Genomic DNA, 24,164 nt, shown 5'->3' with positions numbered 1-24,164 from the left:
ATGGCTAGTAAGAGCCATTTTTTAGTGAAGATATTTCTTGGTTTTAAGCTTTCCTTTTTGCTATAATAAGTAAAATTGGAGAGGAGAGATATGGCAAAGACCGCTCTTAATATTCCTTTTACAGTTGAAGGGATAGAAAATTATTATCAAAATATAAAAATGATACTGTCTTTAGCAGATAAATGGAGCATACCTAAAGATGATCTATTACTCTTTTTAAAGGGACTCAAGGCTATTGATGATATAAAAGTTGGCTCTCCTATTTTTAAGTATTTTTGGACTTCTTTAAGTTTACAAGCACCCCTCAAAGCTTTAGAATTCGTGTTAGAGCAGGCTAAAATGCCAACTGAATTGTCAGGAGAATTATCAGAAACACAATACTTGGTCGCACAGTTTTCAGATGAGTTAGCTCCACATGATGATTTCTGGATAGCCTTATCACAAGTTATTTATGATTCTTTTCCTGGGAATAGTCTAGCCGAAGATACTGTATTAAATAGGAAACTCCATCAATTCCGCTATTTGATTTCTAGTCAGCAAGCACAGTATGTTCGACGATACTTTAAAGATGTTGGTATGACTGATAGAGATGCTTTAGTAAACTATCTATCATGTTTAAGAGAACCAGATAATATCGCCTACTATGAATCTGCTCGTTTGCATAATAAACGTCGGAGAAATGGTGAAATCTTTGCTTTCCCAGATGATGAGCCGGTTATTAATAGTAAGCTTTTAATTTCATTCCATACGGAATTTATTATTGATGACAAAGGAAATTTTTTAAACGAGATTGACGCAGAAGTAATAACAAGTAATGGCATTATCAATGGAGCTAGCTTTAATTATGCTTTTAAAAATAATACACGTCATAAAGAATTAGATGTTGATCCTGTAAAATTAGACCCAAAATTTCGAAACGATATGACTAGAGGTTATAGATCGCCAAATCTATCTAGAAGGAAATGGTTTTTCTTTAAAGAAGAGGATTACGATTGTAGTTATTTCAATAAAAAAGGATATTACGCATTTGGAAGGCGTAGTGCTAAGCAATCGGTTGATAAACAAGTCAAATACTTGAAGAAGGCTGTGCAGAAAATGCGCCTCAACTGATACATATACTATTAAAAGATACCATAATACTATGGTATCTTTTAATTTGAGGTATTAATGTCAAATGGTTCTTATTGACCACATGTTTTTATAAACGAGTGGTCAAAATTGAAAAAGTGTCTAGCTTATGTTAAAATATAGTTGAATAATAGAAAGAAGGTGCTGTATGATTAAGAAAAATAAAGTTTTTTTAGGAGTTCTTTTAGTCCTTGTTGTTATCCTTGGAGGTGGTGTATTATTTTACCAATCACAATTCCAAAAGACAACTAATCAAGCGTTAGCTATTGCTTATAAAGATGCTAAAGTGGCTAAGAAGGATGTCATACATCAAAAAATTGACAAAGAATTTGAAAACTTTAGAGGGAGCTACGAAATTGAGTTCAATACCAAAAGCGCAGAATACAGCTATCATGTAGATGCTAAGACTGGACAAATCCTTGAGCGGGACATGGATAATAATGGCTTTTCAAAATCGACTTCTCAGTCAAGTTCATCGTCAAGTCAAAAATCTCATAAAATAAGTCAAGAAGAAGCCAAAAAGATTGCATTTAAAGATGCTAATATAGAGGAATCAGAAGTCAGTAATCTTAAGATCAAAGAAGAAATTGAAAATGGAAAATCAGTTTATGATATTGACTTTGTGGACCTGAAAATTAAAAATGAAGTTGATTATCAAATTGATGCAGAAACTGGAAAAATCATTGAACGTTCTAGAGATCATATGAATGATTAATTTAAATAAGATATAAAAAAACGAAGGTCTAAAAGGCCTTCGTTTTAATTACTCAGTAGCTTGCTCCCAACGTTTTGAAAGTTTACGTGAAAAACTTGAAATGATAAAGTTTGTAATAAAATAGACAGCAGTTATAATAGCGTAGAGTGTAAAAACTTGTCCAGCTTCGAAATATCTTCCCATTAGAATTTGACTTTTTCCGAAGATTTCTTGAATAGCTATAACAGAATAAAGTAGTGATGTATCTTTTATAACCGTTACAAACTGAGAAATAATGGCTGGTAACATTTTGCGAAAAGCTTGTGGGAAAATAATAATAATGAAAACTTGCAAATAAGTGAATCCTTGAGAAAGTCCGGCTTCTGTCTGTCCTTTATCGACTCCATTTAAACCTCCCCGAATAATTTCTGCTAAAGCAGCGGAGGTAAAAATTGTAAACGAAGTAATACCAGCGCTGACTGATTTCATCTGGAATACTAAGAAAATGATAAAAATCCAAAGTAGATTTGGAACATTTCTGACAAATTCGATATAGATACTAGCTATTAATTTCCAGATAGGATTTTTGCTATTTCTCATAATTGCTAATAGAGTTCCAAAAAACATTGATAGTAAAATGGAAATAAAAGATATATATAAGGTTAAACCGAACCCTTGAAGGAGAAATAGTATATTTGTTAGTGTTAAGACTGATGACATATCAAACCTCCTTAAGAATAAGTTTTCTTATTTAATTCTTCTTGTTTTCTTGCCCAGCTTGCTAGTGGGAAACAAATAACAAAATAGAAGATAGCAGCTCCTGCAAAAGCTGGGATATAATTAGTTGTATCATAAGCCCAGGCCTTAGCTACAAACATGATATCGGCTCCAGAAATGATTGCTACGGTAGAGGTATTCTTGATTAGGTTAACAACTTGGTTGGTCATTGGTGGTAAAATTGTTCTGACAGCTTGAGGCAAAATGATAAATTGCATGGTTTGATTAGCTGTGAATCCTTGAGCTAAAGCAGCCTCTGTTTGTCCTTTAGGGACAGCTTCAATTCCTGAGCGAATAACTTCAGAAATATAGGCACCATGGTATAGGCCAACGCACAAAACGGCGGTGAAAAAAGCACTAATCATAACATGTCCATTACTAATGATTGCTAGTCCATAGTAGACAAAAACCATTTGAACTAAAAGAGGTGTGTTTTGAAAAACTTCAACATAGATACGTGATATCAACTTACCAACTTTACTTTTAGAAGTTGATAAACCACCAGAGAGAATTCCTAATATCAGAGCAAGTAGGAGTGCACCAAACGAAATACCTAGAGTATATAAGAAGCCTTTAAAGAATAGGTCAAAATGGTTAAAGAAAGCGCCCCACCTTGAAATGGCAAAAGGACTGATGTTTAATAAAGTCATAAAAAATCCTCCCTATTCTTTTTTTACTTTAGCGGGTTTAAGCTTAAATTTTTGATAAATGTGTTTTAAACTACCATCTTTTTCCCATGATACCAGTAACTTATTAACGTAGGGAATCAAGACTTTGTCCTGTTTACTGGTTGCAATACCGTATTCTTGCGTATTGAACCCTTCTTTTAATATGGTTGTATGAGGGCTAAGGTAGCCACTAAGGATAGATTTATCAACTGAAAAAGCATCAATACGATTAGCGTACAGTGATATTGCTAATTCTGGGAAACTCCCTAATTGAGCATAGCTAAATTTTAGCTTGTGTTCTTTAGCATATTTTTCTAAATTGCCTTTTGTAGTGGCACCTTGAGCCACACCAATGTGTTTACCATCCAATTCTTTTATAGTTTTGATATGACTATTTTTACGCACCAAAAATCCAATTTCATCGTGATAATAAGCTTTAGAAATATTATAGTTAGCTTTTCTTTCGGGCGTGATAGTGTATGTTGCGATTAGAATATCAATTTGCCCATTGTCCATCAGAGGCTCTCTGGTTTGTGCAGTTGTCGGTACAAAAACTGGTTTGACACCTAAGGATTTGGCAATTTTTTTGGCAATATCAATTTCCATTCCTTCGTATTGATTCGTCTCAGCATTATAATAACCAAAGTTAGGCACATCTTGTTTGACTCCAACTTTAAGGACACCCGATTTTTTGATTTCTGATAATTGATTAGCTGACGTTGAGTTGGGATAAAATAACAGGAAAATGAAAATACAGGATAATAGATAGAGCGTTAATCTTTTTCGTCTCAGCATATTTCGTCCTCCTAAAGGTCAGTACTGGTATGGTTGATAATGTTGCTTAAAAATTGTTTGGCACGTGGTTCTGTGGGGTTATCAAAAAAGTCTTGTACATCCGTAGTATCCACTAAAATTTCCCCATCAGCCATAAAAATAATACGATCAGCAACTTCTCGTGCAAATCCCATTTCATGAGTTACAACGACCATATTCATTCCGTCATTTGCCAATTTTTGCATCACTGAAAGAACGTCTCCGATGGTTTCGGGATCAAGGGCAGAGGTAGGCTCATCAAAGAGGAGGAGTTTTGGATGCATGGCAAGCCCTCTAGCAATAGCAATTCTTTGTTTTTGACCACCCGATAGCATAGATGGGTAGGAATCTTTTCTTTCCCACATATTGACAAATTTTAAATATTTTTCAGCAATTTCCATAGCTTCTTTTTTAGATTGTTTTAATACTTTAATAGGAGCTAATGTAATATTTTCTAACACGGTTTTGTGGGGATAAAGGTTAAAATGTTGAAAAACCATACCAACTTCTTTACGGAGGTTGACCAATTCTTTAGATGAACTATTTGCTAATTCATGTCCATTCACGACCAAACTACCATCGTCAATAGATTCGAGAGCGTTCATTGTTCTAATAAGTGTTGATTTACCTGATCCAGAAGGTCCTAATAGAACAACCACTTGCCCTGGCTCTATTTCCAAATTAATCTGACGAAGGGCGTGATAATCTCCATAATACTTGTTAACATTCTTATAAGATATGAGTGACATAAGAACCTCCTAAAATAACAGTTTATTGTTAGGTTACCTAACATTATAGATAAGTGTATCACCTGTTTGTGAGCTTGTCAATAAATTCAGAATATTAAAGAGTAGGATTGATTTAAATATTGCTATTTTTAGAGCGGTATTTTTAGTAAAAATATTACGTTCTCGTATCATTTATTTTTCAGTTTAATAGGATGTATTGAAAGTTTCCAATTAACTAGGAAATCTGTTATAATTAGTGATAATAGTGGTGCTTTAGGCCCATATTATCATATTTTCGGTCACTTTTATTTTTCAGTTTATGAATGGAAGTGGGAGACCAGAAAGTAATAGAGGTAAAATATGAAAAAAATACTTATCGTTGATGATGAAAAACCAATTTCAGATATTATCAAATTTAATTTAACCAAAGAAGGATATGAGACGGCGACAGCTTTCGATGGCCGTGAAGCTTTAGTACAATATGCAGAATTTCAACCAGATTTAATCATTTTGGATTTAATGCTCCCTGAACTAGATGGTTTAGAAGTGGCTAAAGAAGTTCGTAAAACCAGCCATATTCCTATTATTATGCTTTCTGCAAAAGATAGTGAGTTTGACAAAGTCATTGGTTTAGAAATCGGTGCAGATGATTATGTTACTAAACCTTTTTCAAATCGTGAACTTTTGGCACGGGTCAAAGCACATTTACGACGTACTGAAAATATTGAAACAGCTGTAGCAGAAGAAAGTGCTCAAAATGCTTCTTCGGATATTACTATTGGTGAGTTGCAAATTTTACCAGACGCCTTTATTGCTAAGAAACGTGGCGAAGAAATTGAATTAACGCACCGAGAATTTGAATTACTTCACCATTTAGCGACACATATCGGACAAGTCATGACACGCGAACATTTATTGGAAACAGTTTGGGGATATGATTATTTTGGAGATGTCCGTACAGTTGATGTGACGGTGAGACGTTTACGTGAAAAGATTGAAGATACTCCTGGTCGTCCAGAATATATTTTGACTCGACGTGGTGTAGGTTATTACATGAAGTCTTATGAATAATAGTGCTGCAAATATTAGGTCGTTTGAGCTAGCCTTACTTTTTTTACTAGTTTTTGTTGCTGTCTATTTTGTTTATCTAGCGGTTAGAGATTTTAAAATGTCTAAAAATATCCGGCTTTTGAATTGGAAAGTCAGAGATTTGATAGCAGGAAATTATTCAGATAGTATTCTAATTCAAGGTGATGCAGATTTGGTAGAATTAGGGGAAAGTCTAAATGATTTATCTGATGTCTTCCGAATGGCACATGATAACTTAGAACAAGAAAAGAATCGCTTAGCAAGTATCTTAACTTATATGACTGACGGTGTGCTGGCTACAGATCGTTCAGGAAAAATCGTTATGATTAATGAGACAGCCCAACAGCAGTTCAATCTAGCATATGATGAAGCTTTATCAATGAATATTGTTGATATGTTAGGGTCGGGAAGTCCATATTCGTTCCAAGATTTAGTCTCTAAAACGCCAGAGGTAGTTCTTAATAGACGTGATGAAAATGGTGAATTTGTTACCTTACGGATTCGATTTGCTTTGAACCGTCGTGAAAGTGGTTTTATTTCCGGTTTAGTTGCAGTATCACACGATGCTACTGAGCAAGAGAAAGAAGAGCGTGAAAGAAGACTTTTTGTATCTAATGTTTCTCATGAACTTCGTACACCTTTGACATCTGTAAAATCTTATTTAGAAGCTTTAGATGAGGGAGCGCTCAATGAAGAAGTTGCTCCAAGCTTCATTAAGGTATCTCTAGATGAAACAAATCGTATGATGCGTATGATATCAGATTTATTAAGTTTATCGCGCATTGATAATGAAGTAACGCATTTAGATGTTGAAATGACGAATTTTACAGCTTTCATGACCTCAATTTTGAATCGATTTGACCAGATTAGAAATCAAAAAACAGTCACAGGAAAAGTTTATGAAATTGTCAGAGATTATCCTCTTAAGTCAATTTGGGTGGAAATTGATACAGATAAAATGACTCAAGTGATTGATAACATTTTAAATAATGCAGTCAAGTATTCACCAGATGGTGGTAAGATTACAGTTAATCTACGCACAACTAAAACGCAGATGATTTTATCAATATCAGACCAAGGCTTAGGTATTCCCAAAAAAGATTTACCTCTCATCTTTGATCGTTTTTATCGTGTTGATAAGGCGAGAAGTCGTCAACAGGGTGGGACTGGACTTGGTTTGTCAATTGCAAAAGAAATTGTTAAGCAGCATAAGGGATTTATTTGGGCTAAGAGTGAGTATGGTAAAGGGTCTACTTTTACAATCGTCTTGCCTTATGATAAAGATGCTGTAACTTATGAAGAATGGGAGGACGTTGAAGATTAAAACATGTCAGAAATAGGATTTAAATATAGTATCTTAGCTTCAGGTTCAACTGGAAATTGTTTTTATATTGAGACACCCCAAAAACGTCTTTTAATCGATGCTGGTTTAACAGGCAAGAAAGTGACTAGCCTTCTTGCAGAAATTAATCGTAAGCCAGAAGATTTAGATGCTATACTAGTTACCCACGAACATTCTGACCACATTAAAGGTGTTGGCGTATTGGCTAGGAAATATCACCTTGATATTTATGCTAATGAGCAGACGTGGAAAGTTATGGATGAGCGTAACATGTTAGGCAAAGTTGATGTTAGTCAAAAGCATGTTTTTGGACGCGGTACAACCTTAACTTTCGGGGATTTAGATATTGAGAGCTTTGGTGTAAGTCATGATGCTGTGGATCCCCAATTTTACCGTATGATGAAAGATGATAAGAGCTTTGTGATGTTGACAGATACAGGATATGTTAGCGACCGAATGGCAAGCTTGATTGAGAATGCAGATGGTTATTTGATCGAGTCAAATCACGACATTGAGATTCTACGTTCGGGTTCTTATCCTTGGACACTTAAGCAACGTATTTTATCAGATAAAGGACATTTATCTAATGAAGATGGTTCAGAAACCATGATTCGCACTATAGGTAACCGTACTAAACACATCTATTTAGGACACTTGAGTAAGGAAAATAATATTAAGGAACTTGCTCACATGACTATGGAAAACAATTTAATGAGAGCTGACTTTGGTGTGGGCACAGATTTTTCTGTTCACGATACTTCCCCTGATTCAGCTACCCCACTGACGAGGATTTAAGATTGAAAAAGATTTTTTACATTAGTTTAGGATTTATTAGTTTAGGGATAGGCATTGCAGGTATTGTCTTGCCGGTAGTTCCAACGACTCCATTAGTATTGCTTTCAGCTTTTTGCTTTTCGAGAAGCTCTGAAAAATTTGATATTTGGTTGCGTCAAACTAAAGTTTATAAATACTACGCTGCAGATTTTGTTGAAAGCAGAAGTATTGCCCCAGCGCGTAAAAAGTCAATGATTTGGCAAATTTATATCTTGATGGGAATTTCAATCTATTTTGCTCCTCTAATGTGGCTCAAACTGGGATTATTGATTGGAACTATTGTAGGAACTTATGTGCTTTTTTATGTAGTACCTGATAAAATTGATGAATAGTTAACAAGAGACTAGGTGTGTATCCTAGTTTTTTGTTGAATATTCAAATATGTAATTAAGGAAACGTTTTCTTTGGAAGATAGGTTTAACTTCCAAAATGTTTGATTATTTGTCAACTGTGGTATAATGGTATTTGTTTAATATTTTATCTATGATTGAAATCAAGGAGAAAAAAATGAAAGAATTAAGATCAAAGTTGGAAAAAGACTATGGTATTGTTTTTGCTAATCAAGAATTATTAGATACAGCTTTTACCCATACATCATACGCAAATGAGCATCGCCTCCTAAACATTTCACATAATGAACGTTTGGAATTTTTAGGAGACGCTGTTCTACAATTACTTATTTCACAGTATCTTTTTACAAAGTACCCTCAAAAGGCAGAAGGTGATTTATCAAAATTACGTTCAATGATTGTTCGTGAGGAAAGTCTTGCAGGTTTTTCACGTCTATGTGGCTTTGATCACTATATTAAACTTGGAAAAGGAGAAGAAAAATCTGGTGGACGTAATCGTGACACTATTTTAGGAGATTTATTTGAGGCTTTTTTAGGAGCTTTATTATTAGATAAAGGTGTTGAAGTGGTTCATGCCTTTGTTAACAAGGTAATGATCCCTCACGTTGAAAAAGGGACCTATGAGCGTGTTAAAGATTACAAGACAAGCTTGCAAGAATTACTTCAATCTCATGGGGATGTAAAAATAGATTATCAAGTTACTAATGAAAGTGGTCCAGCACATGCAAAGGAATTTGAGGTGACTGTATCTGTCAACCAAGAAAATTTGAGCCAAGGAATTGGACGATCAAAGAAAGCTGCTGAACAAGACGCTGCCAAAAATGCTTTAGCAACGTTACAATGAGGAAATCATGTTTTTAAAAGAAATTGAAATGCAAGGCTTTAAGTCCTTTGCGGATAAAACTAAGGTAGAATTTGATCAAGGAGTTACTGCTGTTGTAGGTCCAAATGGATCAGGTAAAAGTAATATCACAGAGAGTTTACGTTGGGCATTGGGAGAATCAAGCGCAAAAAGTTTACGAGGAGGTAAGATGCCAGACGTTATATTTGCTGGTACAGAAAATCGTAAGCCCCTTAATTATGCGCAAGTGAGTGTTACTTTAGATAATAGCGACCATTTTATCGAAAATATAGCTGACGAAGTTCGAGTTGAACGTCGTATTTTTCGAAACGGAGATAGTGAATATTTAATAGATGGACGCAAAGTTCGCTTACGTGATATTCATGATTTATTTATGGATACTGGATTAGGAAGAGATTCTTTTTCTATTATTTCCCAAGGACGCGTTGAAGCTATTTTTAATAGTAAACCAGAAGAGCGCCGTGCCATATTTGAAGAAGCCGCTGGTGTTCTGAAATACAAAACACGTAAGAAAGAAACACAATCCAAATTAGAACAAACTCAAGGGAACTTAGATCGCTTAGAGGATATTATTTATGAATTGGACATGCAAGTCCAACCATTAGAAAAACAAGCAAGTATTGCCAAGCGTTTTTTAGTATTAGATGAGGAACGACAAGGACTCCACTTATCTATTTTGATTGAAGATATTTTACAACATCAATCAGATTTAACTACTGTTGAGGAAAAGCTATTGACAGTAAGAAAAGAGTTAGCAACTTATTACCAACAACGTCAGTCCCTTGAAGATGAAAATCAATCGTTAAAACAGAAACGTCACCATTTATCTGAAGAAATTGAGGCTAAACAGTTAGCTCTTTTAGACGTTACAAAGTTAAAGTCAGATTTGGAACGCCAAATTGATCTGATTCGTTTAGAGTCAAACCAAAAGGCTGAAAAAAAAGAAGAGGCAGGTCAACGCTTAGCAGAGTTAGAAATTAAAGCTAAAGATTGTAGTGACCAGATTACCCAAAAAAATATAGAGTTAACTACTCTGTCGGAAAAAATAGCCCAAATAAGATCAGAAATTGTTAGTACAGAAAGTTCCTTGGAGCGTTTTTCAACTAATCCGGATCAGATTATTGAAAAACTTCGAGAAGACTTTGTTACCTTGATGCAAGAAGAAGCCGACACTTCAAACGCTTTAACAGCTTTACTAGCTGATATAGAGAATCAAAAACAAGCTTCTCAAGCTAAATCTCAAGAAATACAAGAAGTTAGCAAAAATTTAGAAGTATTAAAAAGTAACGCAAAGGTAGCATTGGAACGATTTGAGGCTGCAAAGAAGAATGTTCGTCAGTTATTATCTCACTACCAAGATTTAGGTCAAACCTTGCAAAATCTAGAAGGTGAGTATAAGAATCAGCAGTCAATTTTATTTGATCATTTAGATGAAATCAAATCAAAGCAAGCACGTATTTCGAGTTTAGAATCTATTTGGAAAAATCATAGTAATTTCTATGCTGGAGTGAAGTCAGTTCTACAGGCTAAGGACCAGCTTGGAGGTATCATAGGTGCTGTTAGTGAGCATCTTAGCTTTGACAAACATTACCAAACAGCATTGGAGATAGCTTTGGGAGGTAGCAGCCAACACATCATTGTTGAAGACGAGAGTGCTGCCAAACGTTCAATTGCTTTTTTAAAGAAAAACCGCCAAGGTAGAGCGACATTTCTGCCTTTAACTACAATAAAACCAAGAGAATTAGCACAACATTATCTCTCAAAATTACAAAGTTCTCAAGGGTTTTTAGGAATAGCTAGTGAATTGGTAACCTATGATCAACGCTTGTCAAACATTTTTAAAAATAACTTAGGGTTAACTGCTATTTTTGATACGGTTGATAATGCTAATGTAGCTGCGAGACAATTGAATTATCAAGTACGTTTAGTAACCTTAGATGGAACAGAGTTACGCCCTGGAGGGTCGTACTCAGGGGGAGCAAATCGTCAAAATAATACTGTTTTTATCAAGCCTGAATTGGATAATCTAAAAAAAGAATTGAAACAGGCACAAAGTAAACAATTAATTCAAGAAAAAGAAGTTGCCACATTGTTAGAGCAACTCAAAGAGAAACAAGAAACCTTAGCACAACTTAAGAATGATGGAGAACAAGCTCGTCTTGAGGAACAAAGAGCTGATATAGAGTATCAACAACTATCAGAAAAGCTTGCTGATTTAAATAAACTATATAATGGCTTGCAATTAAGCAGCGGGGCGTTGGAACAAACTACTTCTGAAAATGAAAAAAATCGTTTAGAAAAAGAACTTGAACAATTTGCTATTAAAAAAGAAGAGTTGACAACTTCAATTGCTCAAATTAAGGAAGATAAAGATTCAATTCAAGAAAAAGTCAATAATCTAACAACATTATTGTCAGAGGCACAGCTAGAAGAACGTGATTTGCTAAACGAGCAGAAATTTGAACGTGCCAACTGTACACGTCTAGAGATTACCTTGTCTGAAATAAAACGTGACATTAGTAATTTACAAACATTACTAAGCCATCAGGACAGTCAATTAGACAAAGAAGAGCTTCCACGTATAGAAAAACAGTTGCTACAAGTAAATAATAGAAGAGAAAATGACGAAGAAAAGCTTGTGAGTCTCCGTTTTGAATTGGAGGATTGTGAAGCTGCTTTAGATGATTTAGCTGCTTCTCTGGCTAAAGAGGGACAAAAAAATGAAAGTCTTATTCGTCAGCAAGCTCAATTAGAGTCACAATGTGAACAATTATCTCAACAATTGATGATATTCTCACGTCAATTATCAGAAGACTATCAGATGACATTGGATGAAGCGAAGGTAAAAGCAAATGTCTTGGAAGATATTTTGATGGCGCGTGAACAATTGAAATCTCTACAAGCTAAAATTAAAGCTTTAGGACCTGTTAATATTGATGCAATTGCTCAATTTGAAGAAGTTCATGAACGATTGACCTTCCTTAACACACAGCGAGACGACTTAGTTCATGCCAAAAATTTATTACTAGAGACGATTACAGATATGGATGATGAAGTTAAGACTCGTTTTAAATCGACATTTGAAGCCATTCGTCATAGTTTCAAAGAAACCTTTGTACAGATGTTTGGTGGAGGTTCTGCGGACCTTATTCTGACAGAAGGTGATTTATTATCAGCTGGGGTTGATATTTCGGTTCAACCTCCTGGTAAAAAAATCCAGTCTTTAAACTTGATGTCAGGTGGTGAAAAAGCATTATCAGCGTTAGCATTATTATTTGCCATTATCCGTGTTAAGACAATTCCATTTGTCATCTTGGATGAAGTTGAGGCCGCTTTAGATGAAGCAAATGTTAAGCGATTTGGCGATTATCTTAATCGATTTGATAAATCAAGTCAATTTATCGTTGTTACTCACCGAAAAGGGACTATGTCTGCTGCTGATAGTATCTATGGGGTAACGATGCAAGAATCAGGCGTTTCCAAAATTGTTTCTGTAAAATTAAAAGAAGCTCAAGAAATGACCAATTAGAAAACAGAAGGGGATCCCTTCTGTTTTTTGGATTTTCAGCCTTATTTTATGTTACAATAGTAAATGTAAACCCTTTAGTTAGGAGATTCCATGATAAAATTAGTAGCAACCGATATGGACGGTACATTCTTAGATGAAAACGGTACCTATGATAAAAAACGTTTAGCAAATGTGCTAAAAAAATTTAAAGAACAAGGAATTGTCTTTACGGCAGCAAGTGGGCGTTCCTTATTATCACTTGAACAATTATTTGCTGACTTTCGTGATCAGATGGCTTTTATAGCAGAAAACGGAAGTGCAGCAGTCTTATTTAATCGCTTGGCATATGAACAGCACTTGAGTCGAGAACAATACTTAGATATTATTGACCATTTGAGTAAGAGCCCTTATATGGAGAATAATGAATATGTCTTATCTGGCAAGGATGGTGCATATATTCTAAGTGATGCCAATCCAGATTATATTGAATTCATCACTCATTATTATGATAATTTGCAAAAAGTTTCTCACTTTGAAGATGTTGATGATATTATTTTCAAAGTAACGGCTAACTTTACTGAAGAGACTGTTAGACAAGCTGAGGAGTGGGTAAATCAAGCTATACCGTATACCACAGCAGTGACAACAGGTTTTAAATCCATTGATATTATTCTAAGCTCAGTTAATAAACGAAATGGTTTAGAGCACCTCTGTGAACAATACGGTATTAGAGCAGAAGAAGTCTTATCTTTTGGTGACAATATTAATGATTTAGAAATGCTAGAGTGGTCAGGAAAAGCTATCGCAACAGAAAATGCTAGACCAGAAGTTAAAGAGATAGCAGATTGTATTATAGGTCATCACAATAATCAAGCTGTAATGGCTTATTTAGAAAGTATGGTGGATTAATGTCGGATATTAAAATACTTGCCTTAGATTTAGATGGCACTTTATTTACAACAGATAAGAAAGTTTCAGAAGAAAATAAAGTGGCCTTAAAAGCAGCTAGAGAAAAAGGTATAAAAGTTGTTATTACAACAGGGCGTCCTTTAAAAGCAATTGGTAATTTGTTAGAGGACCTAGAGTTAGTATCTGATGAAGATTACAGCATTACTTTTAACGGTGGTTTAGTTCAACAAAATACAGGGAAAATCTTAGCTAAAACTGCAATGACACGACAAGAAGTGGAAGATATCCATGAGGAGTTGTATCAAGTGGGTTTGCCAACAGATATCTTAAGTGAGGGAACGGTATATAGTATCGCTAACAAGGGACACCATTCTCAATATCATTTAGCCAACCCGCTCTTAGAATTTATAGAAGTTGATGATTTAGAGCAAGTGCCAAAGGATGTAGTTTATAATAAAATTGTTAGTGTTATTGATGCTACATATCTTGATCAACAAATTGCTAAACTTCCTGATAGACTTAAAGTTGACTATGAAATGTTTAAATCACGTGATATCATTTTAGAATTGATGCCTAAAGGTGTTCATAAAGCAGTCGGCTTAGAACTACTGACAAAACACCTTGGGTTAGATAGTAGTCAAGTTATGGCAATGGGAGATGAAGCAAATGATTTATCAATGCTAGAGTGGGCAGGCTTAGGAGTTGCAATGGCTAATGGTATTCCAGAAGCTAAGGCAATAGCAAAAGCGACAACTATTTGTAATAACGATGAGTCTGGAGTCGCCGAAGCAATTGGGAAATATATTTTAAGTGAGGAAAATTAATGGGATTATTTGACCGCCTATTTGGACATAAGAAAAAAGATAAAGAACCAGAAATTGAAGCATCAGAATCTGTTGTTTTAGAAGATGAAGATTCAGTTATTGATAAAGAGGAGGGCAGCAACTTTTCGAAGGAGTCAACTTTGAATCGAACCTCTGAAGTCCCTGTTGCAGAAGATGATTCTTTCTTAGAATTAGAAAGAGATACAGCATTGTCAGAATCACATCAACCAGTTACCTCTGAAATTCATCCTTTAGAGTCAGAAGATACCGATGAAATTCCTGTAAAAGAAGACGATAGTTTTTTAGAACTAGAAGATAGGGCTAAGACAAAGGTAGCAGATACTTCTGAGGTAGAAAATGTAGTTCCTGATTCCACGACTCTTTCTGACAATGTTTCTGCTAAATCTGAGGCATCTTTTAGTGATAAGGAGCAATTAAGTGATAGTCAGGCTTCAGATCAGTTTTCAGAAACTCCCCTTCAAGAAGAGATGTCTAGTGGAAAAACTGAGGTACAAACAGAGTCAGAGGATACATCTGCGGCTGATGCTTTTTTAGCAGATTACTATGCTAAACGTAAAGCAATTGAGAAAGAAATCTCGTCTAATTCGCTGTCAACAGATGAGTCAGAATTTTCTGAGGCACAGGAAGTTTTATCGCAATCACAGGCAGACACTATAAAAGCTGAGAGTCAAGAGGAAAAATATAATCGTAGCCTGAAAAAAACACGCACAGGTTTTAGTGCACGCCTTAATGCTTTCCTTTCTAACTTCCGTCGTGTTGACGAAGAGTTCTTTGAAGAATTAGAAGAAATGTTAATCTTATCTGACGTTGGGGTAAATGTTGCAACACAGTTAACCGAAGATCTTCGTTATGAAGCAAAATTAGAGAATGCCAAGAAATCAGAGGATTTAAAACGTGTTATCGTTGAAAAATTAGTTGAAATCTACGAAAAAGATGGTATTTATAATGAGGCTATCAATTTCCAAGAAGGTTTAACCGTAATGCTTTTTGTAGGTGTTAATGGTGTTGGAAAAACGACATCTATAGGTAAGTTAGCTCATCAATACAAGTCTCAAGGGAAAAAAGTTATGTTAGTAGCAGCTGATACTTTCCGTGCAGGTGCTGTGGCTCAACTAGTAGAATGGGGACGCCGTGTTGATGTACCAGTTGTCACTGGAGAAGAAAAAGCAGATCCGGCTAGCGTTGTCTTTGATGGCATGGAAAAAGCCGTTGCTCAAGGCGTTGATGTCTTGTTAATTGATACAGCAGGACGTCTGCAAAATAAAGAAAACCTTATGGCAGAGTTGGAAAAAATTGGACGTATTATTAAGCGTGTCGTACCTGATGCTCCCCACGAAACTTTGCTTGCTTTAGATGCATCTACAGGACAAAATGCTTTAAGTCAAGCTAAAGAGTTCTCGAAAATTACACCATTAACTGGCCTTATTCTGACTAAAATTGATGGTACTGCTAAGGGTGGTGTGGTACTGGCTATTCGTCAAGAACTAGATATTCCTGTTAAATTCATTGGTTTCGGCGAAAAAATCGATGATATTGGTGAATTTAATTCAGAAGATTTCATGCGTGGCCTTCTGGAAGGAATTTTATAAGAAAAAAGAACTTTCATTTAGAAAGTTCTTTTTATATTAAAAGACACGATAAACATAAGGATTATTAGGTTTAGAAACTTGACGAGACTCTTCAATGTGTAAGACTGGTAAGTTTTGTTGTAACAATTGATTATACTCGGATTTAATTGTACCTCTAACAGTTACCCAAGTATTGTCCGGATAACTTTTTTGATTTCCAGTCGTTAGTAGACCATAAACTCCTGAATCGGCAATACAATGAATGATTCCAAAGCGGAAAATAAATTGATATCCTTCGTGTTTGGGTTCGTTATAAACAAACCCAGTATATTGTATTTGGCGATCCATGAATTGCTCGGGATAGAGATAAATTAGTTCCATAACTTCCATGTAATTTTCAGTTGTGATGGTTAATGTACCAGAGCCTTTATATTTTTTAAGCTCTTTTTGCATTTCTTTTTCATAGGCTGAAGAAGTAAAATAAGTGCTGGTATCTGGTTTCAAATATTGAACGCGTGTCCCATCTTGACTTACAGTACCAGTAGAGCCGGCTGCTAGAGGGAAATTATATCCCTTGGCAGAGACTGTGGTTGAGTCTAAACTAACTGTAGGTACTAACAAACCTACTAAAACGGGAAATACTAAAATCATTGGGCTTGTTGATTTAGCTATTTTACCATGTAGGTGACTATGCATTTTCATATTTTTAACCCAAATAATTAGCTGTACAATTGCTAAAATAAAAGATAGGACCATTGAAATATAGGCCAAATAGGTATAATGAGTATTAATATACTGATTTAGTTTACCTGATAACTTTAAATACATGCTTAATTCAAAATAACCAGCAAGAATAAGAAATCGAATCATTATATTACCCCCACAAATAAACAATAGATAATAATAATAAGAGAAGATACACTAATGAATTGGACAATAAACCTTGTTTTAAAAGAATTTACCATCATCATTAAATTCTTAATATCAATCATGGGTCCAATTAAAAGGAAAGCCATCACTGGCGCGATTCCAAAGGTTGATAATAAAGAAGCACCTATAAAAGCGTCAGCTTCACTACACAATGACAAGATGAAAGCAAGCAACATCATAACTAAGATGGCTGTGATAGGGCTATGTCCGATAGTAGTAAGAACTCGAGTTGGTAAATAAATTTGCATAGCTGAAGCAATTAAAGTACCAAATACTAGATAGCGTCCTGTATCAAAAAATTCATCGATGGCATGAGCTAAGGCTAGAAAGATTTTTTGATACCACTTCTTATCAGAATAATCATGAAAATGAGTAGGTTTAGCGTCTTCTTTTAGAATATTATCATCTACTAAAAAGGCAAGCATGACTCCTAAAGCAATGGCTACAATGGTAGCACCTACAAAGCGTAATATCAGGAAGCGTATGGAATTTCCAAATGCTGAGTAGGTCGCAAATAAAACAATAGGATTAATAATAGGGGCAGTAGCAAGAAACGGAACTGCCGTGTATGAAGGCACTTTCTTTTCAAGGAATCGATTAATAATAGGAATGATACCACATTCGCAAGAAGGAAAGACAAAGCCAACGAAGGTTCCAAATAAGACTCTGAGAAATTTATTTTTCGGTAAGAACTTATTGACTATATCAGGTGTTATAAAGACTTCAATAATTCCTGATAAAATAGTTCCAAGCAAAACAAAAGGAAGTGCCTCAATAATAATGGAAATGAAAATGGCAAACCATTGAAGGACACTATCCGGTAATTGATTAAAGATATCCATAGAACTTAATCTTTCTGAGAATCATCTTTCTGTTCAGGTTTTGAATCAGAATCAACTTTTTTAGGTTTTGGTACTTTAGCAAAACTAGCGAACATACTTTCTAAGTCATCTTGACGTTTGTGCGTAATAGCCATTAATGGCACCTCTTTCTTTATATAATAACCTATTATACTATATTAGCTTATTTTTAACATAAAAAAACAAATCGATTGGAAATGATACTATATAGTGATAAAATGTTATTAGTAGATTGATGAGGTAAGATTATGATTGAATTAGGTATTACAACATTCGGAGAGACAACAATCCTTGAAGAAACAAACCAAAGCTATTCACATCCTGAGAGGATTCGCCAATTAGTTGCTGAGATTGAACTAGCTGATCAAGTTGGTTTAGATGTATATGGTATTGGAGAGCACCATCGTGAAGATTTTGCGGTCTCTGCACCCGAAATTGTCCTAGCAGCAGGAGCGGTTAGAACTAATAATATCCGTTTATCTAGTGCAGTAACGATTCTCTCTTCCAATGATCCTATTCGCGTCTACCAGCAATTTTCAACGATTGACGCACTTTCAAATGGTAGAGCAGAAATTATGGCAGGGCGTGGTTCCTTTATTGAGTCTTTTCCATTGTTTGGATACGATTTAGCGGATTATGATGATTTATTTAATGAAAAAATGGATATGTTGTTAGCAATTAACTCAGCGACAAATCTCGATTGGAAAGGTCATTTGACACAAACAGTTAATGAGCGACCAATTTATCCAAGAGCATTACAGAGACAGTTACCAATATGGGTGGCAACAGGAGGAAATGTTGATTCTACAATTCGTATTGCAGAACAAGGTTTGCCAATTGTTTATGCAACTATTGGTGGGAATCCCAAAGCATTTCGTCAATTGGTCCATATTTATAAAGAAGTTGGTAGTCGTAATGGACACAAACCAGAACAACTAAAAGTTGCTGCTCACTCTTGGGGATGGATTGAAGAGGATAATCAAACCGCTATTGACCGTTATTTTTTCCCTACGAAACAGACCGTCGATAATATTGCTAAGGGACGCCCTCATTGGTCTGAAATGACCAAAGAGCAGTATTTACGTTCAGTAGGTCCAGAAGGTGCTATTTTTGTAGGAAGTCCTGAAGTGGTTGCACATAAAATTATAGGACTTGTTGAAGCACTTGAGTTAGACCGTTTTATGTTACATCTACCAGTTGGCTCTATGCCTCACAAAGACGTCCTAAATGCTATCAAACTTTATGGTAAGGAAGTAGCACCAATTGTTCGAAAATATTTTGAAAAGAATTAAAGCAGATCTGGTCTGTTTTTTTATTGTTAGATTATAAAAACGCTATCTTGAAATCGCTTTTTAAAACTCTTCGTAAGTCAAAAATATGCTATAATAAAAGCGTTATGGAAAATTTAAATATTACACAAATTGCTATTGATTTAGGTATTAAAGCGTCACAAATCGAAAAGGTTTTAGAATTAACAGATGAAGGAAATACTATTCCTTTTATTGCCCGTTATCGTAAAGAAATGACAGGTAATTTGGATGAAGTTCAAATCAAATCAATTATTGACCTTGATAAGAGTATGACAGCTCTTTCAGATCGTAAAACTACGGTCTTAGCCAAAATTGAAGAACAAGGAAAGTTGACTCAAGAACTCAAAAAGGCTATTGAAGAAGCAACTAAACTAGCAGATGTTGAGGAACTCTACCTACCTTATAAAGAAAAACGTCGTACGAAAGCTACGATTGCACGTGAAGCAGGTCTTTTTCCTTTAGCACGTCTTATTTTACAAAATAAGGATAACCTTGAGGAAGAAGCTCAAAACTATCTTACAGATGGTTTTGAGACAACTACGAAGGCACTTTCTGGAGCAGTAGATATTCTTATCGAAGCTTTTTCTGAGGATAATAAATTACGTTCATGGACATATAATGAGATCTGGAACTACAGCTCAATCACTGCAGTTGTTAAAGATGAGTCACTTGATGAAAAACAGGTCTTCAAAATCTACTATGACTTTTCTGAAAAAATAAGTAAACTCCATGGCTATCAAGTTTTAGCATTGAATCGTGGTGAGAAAATGGGTGTTCTTAAGGTTAATTTTGAGCATAACCTTGAAAAAATGTTTCGCTTTTTTGCTGTTCGATTTAAAGAAACTAGCCAATATATAGATGACCTTATTGTACAGACTGTCAAGAAAAAAATCGTTCCAGCTATGGAACGCCGTATCCGTACAGAACTAAGTGAAGGAGCAGAAGATGGTGCAATTTCACTGTTTTCAGAGAATCTTCGTAACTTATTGTTAGTCTCACCGCTTAAGGGGAAAATGGTGTTAGGTTTTGACCCTGCCTTTCGTACAGGAGCAAAATTAGCAGTAGTAGACCAAACTGGAAAATTAATGACAACACAAGTGATTTATCCAGTTCCTCCAGCTAATCAAGCAAAAATCGAACAATCAAAAATAGAGTTAGCAAAACTTATCAAAGAATTCAATATAGAAATTATTGCTATAGGGAATGGAACAGCGAGTCGTGAATCAGAAGCATTTGTTGCAGAAGTTTTACAAGATTTTCCAGACGTATCCTATGTGATTGTTAACGAAAGTGGTGCCTCTGTTTATTCAGCCTCAGAATTGGCACGTCATGAATTTCCAGACTTAACGGTTGAAAAACGTTCGGCCATCTCAATTGCAAGACGTCTGCAAGACCCATTAGCAGAACTAGTCAAAATTGATCCAAAATCTATTGGTGTGGGTCAATATCAACATGATGTTAGCCAAAAAAAATTAGCAGAAAATCTTGATTTTGTTGTTGAAACTGTAGTTAACCAAGTAGGTGTTAATGTTAATACAGCAAGTCCAGCCTTGTTAGCTCATGTTTCAGGTTTAAATAAAACAATATCTGAAAATATTGTTAAATATCGTGAAGAGAATGGGCAAATTAAGTCACGTGCTGAAATTAAGAAAGTGCCCAGATTAGGAGCAAAAGCTTTTGAGCAAGCTGCTGGATTCTTACGTATTCCTAATGCTAAAAATTTCTTGGATAATACAGGTGTTCACCCTGAGTCTTATGAAGCTGTTAAAAAGTTGCTTGACCAACTGACTATCAAAGAATTAGATGATCTTGCTAAAGAGAAGTTACAAAACCTTGACTTAATTGCAACAGCAGAAAGTATTGGGGTAGGTCAAGAAACATTAAAAGACATTATAGAAGATCTTTTGAAACCAGGTCGTGATTTGCGTGATGATTTTGAAGCGCCTGTTTTGAGACATGATGTTTTAGATGTCAGTGATTTAAAAGTTGGACAGGAATTGCAAGGAACTGTTCGAAACGTCGTTGATTTTGGTGCTTTTGTTGATATTGGTGTTCATGAAGATGGTCTAATCCACCAGTCTCGCCTTATTAAGCGAAAACGCGATAAAAAAACTAGAAAAATGCCTCCTTTACAACATCCAAGCAAATATCTCTCTGTTGGTGATATTGTAACTGTTTGGGTTGTAGAGGTAGATGCGGAGCGTAGCAGAATTGGACTTAGTCTTATCAAGCCAGACGGACTTGACTAATTATGTTAAGAAGGTGTCTATAGAAGATTTTGGATGTCAGTTTTTACATACTGCACATTGGAATAATCGCTTAAGAACAACTGGAGGACGCTTCTTTCCAAACGATAGACACCTTGACTTTAATCCCAAAATTTATCGTGAGTTTGGTATTGATATTTTTCGTAAGATTGTAAGACATGAGCTTTGCCATTATCATCTCTATATACAAGGTAAAGGATATCAACATAGGGATAAAGCTTTTAAAGAGTTACTAGAAAAAGTCGATGGCTTACGATATACCCCTAGAGTTACGGCTGTTAAAGTGAATTATCATCATTACTCTTGCCAATCTTGCGGTCAAGTATACCGACGTAGGAGACGTGTTAATTTACGCAAGTTTGCTTGTGGTTATTGTCATGGTCGCTTGATAGAGAGTTTTTAAAATCAGTCGTAAGGCCTATTTAATTTTACTGTCAAAGTAGTTATAATTAAAATATAGAGTAGATAGAAAGAAGGATAGGTATGAAATCAAGCTTCTACAAACAACGAAAAGGTAAGTTGGTCTGCGGTGTTGTCGCCGGTCTAGCTGATAAGTATAACTGGGATTTAGCTCTTTCACGGGTGTTGATTGCACTGATTTTGTATTTTACCAAATTTGGTCTTTTGCTATATATTTTATTAGCTGTTTTCTTACCCTATAAAGAAGATATTATTGAAACAAGAAGACAAGGTCCCAGAAGACGTAAAGATGCTGAACCTGTTGATGATGACGGTTGGTTCTGGTAATTCATATAAAGGAGATTTGCTAGATGAATCTCCTTTTTTCTTAGCTTTATTTAGACCACTTTTCCAAAATATCTTCTTTTTTTCAGAAAAACGCGTTAGCGCTTACTTTTAGTAAAAAGTATGATATAATGTGGGTGTAAATTAATGAAAGTGTTTAGTACCTTTGCTCAACTTTAAATTGTAGGGTATAGCAATAGGGATATTCACTTTTATAAGAAGGAGTAAGTATGGCAGTTACTGTTCAAATGTTAGTTGACCGCTTAAAGTTAAATGTCATCTATGGTGATGAACATCTATTATCTAAGCGGATTACAACAGCTGACATTTCACGTCCTGGTCTAGAAATGACAGGGTATTTTGATTATTATGCACCAGAGCGTTTGCAACTTGTTGGTATGAAAGAGTGGTCATATTTAATGGCTATGACAGGACATAATCGTTATCAAGTGTTACGTGAAATGTTCCAAAAAGAAACACCAGCTATTGTTGTAGCACGTGATTTAGAAATTCCAGAAGAGATGTATGAGGCGGCTAAAGATACCGGTATTGCTATTCTTCAAAGTAAGGCCCCTACAAGTCGTTTATCAGGTGAAGTTTCTTGGTATTTAGATTCTTGCTTAGCTGAGAGGACAAGTGTTCATGGTGTCTTGATGGATATCTATGGTATGGGTGTTCTGATTCAAGGTGATTCCGGTATTGGTAAGAGTGAGACAGGACTAGAGCTAGTTAAGCGAGGACATCGTTTGGTAGCAGATGATCGTGTTGATGTTTATGCTAAAGACGAAGAGACGCTTTGGGGAGAGCCTGCTGAGATATTACGTCATTTACTTGAAATTAGAGGTGTGGGAATCATTGATATTATGAGCCTATATGGAGCTAGTGCGGTTAAAGATTCATCGCAAGTGCAATTAGCTATATACCTTGAAAACTTTGAAACTGGAAAAGTTTTTGATAGACTCGGGAATGGCAATGAAGAGATCGAATTATCTGGAGTTAAGGTTCCTCGGATACGTATTCCTGTTAAAACAGGCCGAAACGTGTCAGTAGTTATTGAAGCAGCGGCTATGAATCACAGAGCTAAACAAATGGGGTTTGATGCTACCCAGACTTTTGAGGATCGTTTAACACATTTGATTAGTCAGAACGAGGTCAATGATGATTAATCCAGTAGCAATACGATTAGGCCCCTTTTCTATTCGCTGGTATGCTATTTGCATAGTGTCTGGTATGTTGTTAGCAGTTTACTTAGCAATGAAAGAGGCCCCTCGTAAGAACATTAAGTCGGATGATATTCTAGATTTCATTCTCATGGCTTTTCCACTATCCATTGTTGGAGCTCGTATTTATTATGTTATCTTCGAATGGGCTTATTACTCTAAGCACCCAGTAGAGATTATCGCCATCTGGAATGGCGGTATTGCTATTTACGGAGGGTTAATTACCGGGGCCATTCTCCTTGTGATTTTTTCATATCGTCGCTTGATTAATCCCATTGATTTTCTGGATATTGCTGCTCCAGGAGTGATGATTGCCCAAGCCATAGGTAGGTGGGGGAATTTTATTAATCAAGAAGCATACGGTAGGGCAGTAAAAAATCTGAATTACGTACCAAACTTTATAAAAAATCAAATGTATATTGATGGAGCTTACCGAGTACCTACATTTTTATATGAGTCTCTTTGGAACTTCCTAGGTTTTGTCATCATCATGTCTATTCGTCATCGACCGCGCACTTTAAAACAAGGTGAAGTGGCATGTTTTTATTTAGTTTGGTATGGATGTGGACGGTTCATTATTGAAGGGATGAGGACAGATAGCCTTTATTTGGCGGGTTTGCGCGTGTCACAATGGTTATCAGTTATTTTAGTTATTATCGGAATTGTCATGATTATTTATCGTCGTCGTGAACAACATATTTCATATTATTAAACAGAG

General features: G+C 35.5%; 24 protein-coding genes. 17 read left to right on the top strand and 7 right to left on the bottom strand.

The window, feature by feature from the left end; all coding sequences use genetic code 11:
- Positions 1-90: 90 nt before the first annotated feature.
- The gene (locus EGX70_RS03895; RefSeq protein ID WP_001140267.1) at positions 91-1,110 is read left to right on the top strand and encodes a DUF3114 domain-containing protein; all 1,020 of its coding nucleotides are present in this window, start codon (positions 91-93) and stop codon (positions 1,108-1,110) included.
- A 166-nt stretch (positions 1,111-1,276) separates the two neighbouring features.
- Positions 1,277-1,843 (top strand): PepSY domain-containing protein, encoded by a 567-nt coding sequence (locus EGX70_RS03890; RefSeq protein ID WP_123947941.1) that lies wholly within the window; start codon positions 1,277-1,279, stop codon positions 1,841-1,843.
- A gap of 48 nt (positions 1,844-1,891) precedes the next feature.
- Here EGX70_RS03890 and EGX70_RS03885 read toward each other — a convergent pair whose 3' ends face one another.
- From EGX70_RS03885 to EGX70_RS03870, 4 genes are read right to left on the bottom strand one after another with little or no spacing between them, the layout of a single operon-like run.
- Positions 1,892-2,542: an amino acid ABC transporter permease gene (locus EGX70_RS03885; RefSeq protein ID WP_000100034.1), complete on the bottom strand. Its 651-nt coding sequence runs from the start codon at positions 2,540-2,542 to the stop codon at positions 1,892-1,894.
- Positions 2,543-2,553: 11 nt separating this feature from the next.
- A complete protein-coding gene (locus EGX70_RS03880; RefSeq protein WP_000173640.1) occupies positions 2,554-3,249 on the bottom strand; it encodes an amino acid ABC transporter permease in 696 nt (231 codons plus the stop codon).
- A 12-nt stretch (positions 3,250-3,261) separates the two neighbouring features.
- Positions 3,262-4,062, bottom strand: coding sequence for a transporter substrate-binding domain-containing protein (locus EGX70_RS03875; RefSeq protein WP_000946171.1), 801 nt, complete (start codon positions 4,060-4,062; stop codon positions 3,262-3,264).
- A gap of 11 nt (positions 4,063-4,073) precedes the next feature.
- Positions 4,074-4,829, bottom strand: a complete 756-nt coding sequence (locus EGX70_RS03870; RefSeq protein WP_000053154.1) for an amino acid ABC transporter ATP-binding protein — start codon at positions 4,827-4,829, stop codon at positions 4,074-4,076.
- A 339-nt stretch (positions 4,830-5,168) separates the two neighbouring features.
- Between EGX70_RS03870 and yycF the strand changes: the two genes are divergently transcribed.
- The 9 genes from yycF to ftsY all read left to right on the top strand — a co-directional run bounded on the left by yycF (position 5,169) and on the right by ftsY (position 16,136).
- Entirely contained in the window at positions 5,169-5,879 is a 711-nt protein-coding gene (gene yycF, locus EGX70_RS03865) for a response regulator YycF (protein WP_000722052.1), read from the top strand.
- On the top strand, positions 5,872-7,221 hold the full coding sequence (gene vicK / locus EGX70_RS03860) for a cell wall metabolism sensor histidine kinase VicK (protein ID WP_001065469.1): 1,350 nt from the start codon (positions 5,872-5,874) through the stop codon (positions 7,219-7,221). The genes yycF and vicK overlap by 8 nt, the downstream gene beginning before the upstream one ends.
- Positions 7,222-7,224: 3 nt before the next feature.
- On the top strand, positions 7,225-8,034 hold the full coding sequence (locus EGX70_RS03855) for an MBL fold metallo-hydrolase (RefSeq protein WP_001289499.1): 810 nt from the start codon (positions 7,225-7,227) through the stop codon (positions 8,032-8,034).
- Positions 8,035-8,036: 2 nt separating this feature from the next.
- Positions 8,037-8,405 carry a YbaN family protein gene (locus EGX70_RS03850; RefSeq protein ID WP_000719384.1) on the top strand — a complete coding sequence of 123 codons (369 nt, stop codon included), beginning with the start codon at positions 8,037-8,039 and terminating at the stop codon, positions 8,403-8,405.
- Positions 8,406-8,580: 175 nt separating this feature from the next.
- Complete coding sequence (rnc, locus tag EGX70_RS03845) at positions 8,581-9,267, top strand: ribonuclease III (protein ID WP_000661526.1); 687 nt, start codon at positions 8,581-8,583, stop codon at positions 9,265-9,267.
- A gap of 7 nt (positions 9,268-9,274) precedes the next feature.
- On the top strand, positions 9,275-12,814 hold the full coding sequence (smc, locus tag EGX70_RS03840) for a chromosome segregation protein SMC (RefSeq protein WP_123947939.1): 3,540 nt from the start codon (positions 9,275-9,277) through the stop codon (positions 12,812-12,814).
- Between the two features lie 90 nt (positions 12,815-12,904).
- Entirely contained in the window at positions 12,905-13,702 is a 798-nt protein-coding gene (locus tag EGX70_RS03835; RefSeq protein WP_000594102.1) for a Cof-type HAD-IIB family hydrolase, read from the top strand.
- Positions 13,702-14,526, top strand: a complete 825-nt coding sequence (locus EGX70_RS03830) for a Cof-type HAD-IIB family hydrolase (protein ID WP_001280060.1) — start codon at positions 13,702-13,704, stop codon at positions 14,524-14,526. The genes EGX70_RS03835 and EGX70_RS03830 overlap by 1 nt, the downstream gene beginning before the upstream one ends.
- Positions 14,526-16,136 carry a signal recognition particle-docking protein FtsY gene (gene ftsY / locus EGX70_RS03825; protein WP_000522267.1) on the top strand — a complete coding sequence of 537 codons (1,611 nt, stop codon included), beginning with the start codon at positions 14,526-14,528 and terminating at the stop codon, positions 16,134-16,136. The genes EGX70_RS03830 and ftsY overlap by 1 nt, the downstream gene beginning before the upstream one ends.
- 36 nt (positions 16,137-16,172) lie before the next feature.
- Here the strand turns inward: ftsY and EGX70_RS03820 are convergent, their stop codons facing one another.
- Genes EGX70_RS03820 through EGX70_RS03810 form a run of 3 tightly spaced genes read right to left on the bottom strand, consistent with a single transcriptional unit; the run spans position 16,173 to position 18,021 of the window.
- Positions 16,173-16,985 (bottom strand): TIGR03943 family protein, encoded by an 813-nt coding sequence (locus EGX70_RS03820; protein WP_000617815.1) that lies wholly within the window; start codon positions 16,983-16,985, stop codon positions 16,173-16,175.
- On the bottom strand, positions 16,985-17,887 hold the full coding sequence (locus EGX70_RS03815) for a permease (RefSeq protein ID WP_000350891.1): 903 nt from the start codon (positions 17,885-17,887) through the stop codon (positions 16,985-16,987). The genes EGX70_RS03820 and EGX70_RS03815 overlap by 1 nt, the downstream gene beginning before the upstream one ends.
- Positions 17,888-17,892: 5 nt before the next feature.
- On the bottom strand, positions 17,893-18,021 hold the full coding sequence (locus EGX70_RS03810) for an SPJ_0845 family protein (protein ID WP_001018624.1): 129 nt from the start codon (positions 18,019-18,021) through the stop codon (positions 17,893-17,895).
- 132 nt (positions 18,022-18,153) lie between these two features.
- Between EGX70_RS03810 and EGX70_RS03805 the strand changes: the two genes are divergently transcribed.
- From EGX70_RS03805 to lgt, 6 genes are all read left to right on the top strand, one after another.
- Complete coding sequence (locus tag EGX70_RS03805; protein WP_000571059.1) at positions 18,154-19,197, top strand: LLM class flavin-dependent oxidoreductase; 1,044 nt, start codon at positions 18,154-18,156, stop codon at positions 19,195-19,197.
- A gap of 104 nt (positions 19,198-19,301) precedes the next feature.
- Positions 19,302-21,464, top strand: coding sequence for a Tex family protein (locus tag EGX70_RS03800; RefSeq protein ID WP_000429384.1), 2,163 nt, complete (start codon positions 19,302-19,304; stop codon positions 21,462-21,464).
- The gene (locus tag EGX70_RS03795; RefSeq protein WP_000366646.1) at positions 21,427-21,885 is read left to right on the top strand and encodes a SprT family protein; all 459 of its coding nucleotides are present in this window, start codon (positions 21,427-21,429) and stop codon (positions 21,883-21,885) included. Before EGX70_RS03800 ends, EGX70_RS03795 begins: the two co-directional genes overlap by 38 nt.
- 80 nt (positions 21,886-21,965) lie before the next feature.
- Positions 21,966-22,229, top strand: a complete 264-nt coding sequence (locus EGX70_RS03790) for a PspC domain-containing protein (protein ID WP_000842478.1) — start codon at positions 21,966-21,968, stop codon at positions 22,227-22,229.
- A 227-nt stretch (positions 22,230-22,456) separates the two neighbouring features.
- Positions 22,457-23,392 (top strand): HPr(Ser) kinase/phosphatase, encoded by a 936-nt coding sequence (gene hprK / locus EGX70_RS03780; RefSeq protein WP_000301753.1) that lies wholly within the window; start codon positions 22,457-22,459, stop codon positions 23,390-23,392.
- Positions 23,385-24,158, top strand: coding sequence for a prolipoprotein diacylglyceryl transferase (gene lgt / locus EGX70_RS03775; protein ID WP_000609732.1), 774 nt, complete (start codon positions 23,385-23,387; stop codon positions 24,156-24,158). The genes hprK and lgt overlap by 8 nt, the downstream gene beginning before the upstream one ends.
- Positions 24,159-24,164 lie beyond the last annotated feature (6 nt).

Source organism: Streptococcus sp. FDAARGOS_522, from assembly GCF_003812445.1.
Lineage (GTDB): Bacteria > Bacillota > Bacilli > Lactobacillales > Streptococcaceae > Streptococcus > Streptococcus agalactiae.
The sequence above is the reverse complement of the archived record's forward strand: the minus strand, read 5'-3'. Positions and strand labels throughout refer to the sequence as shown.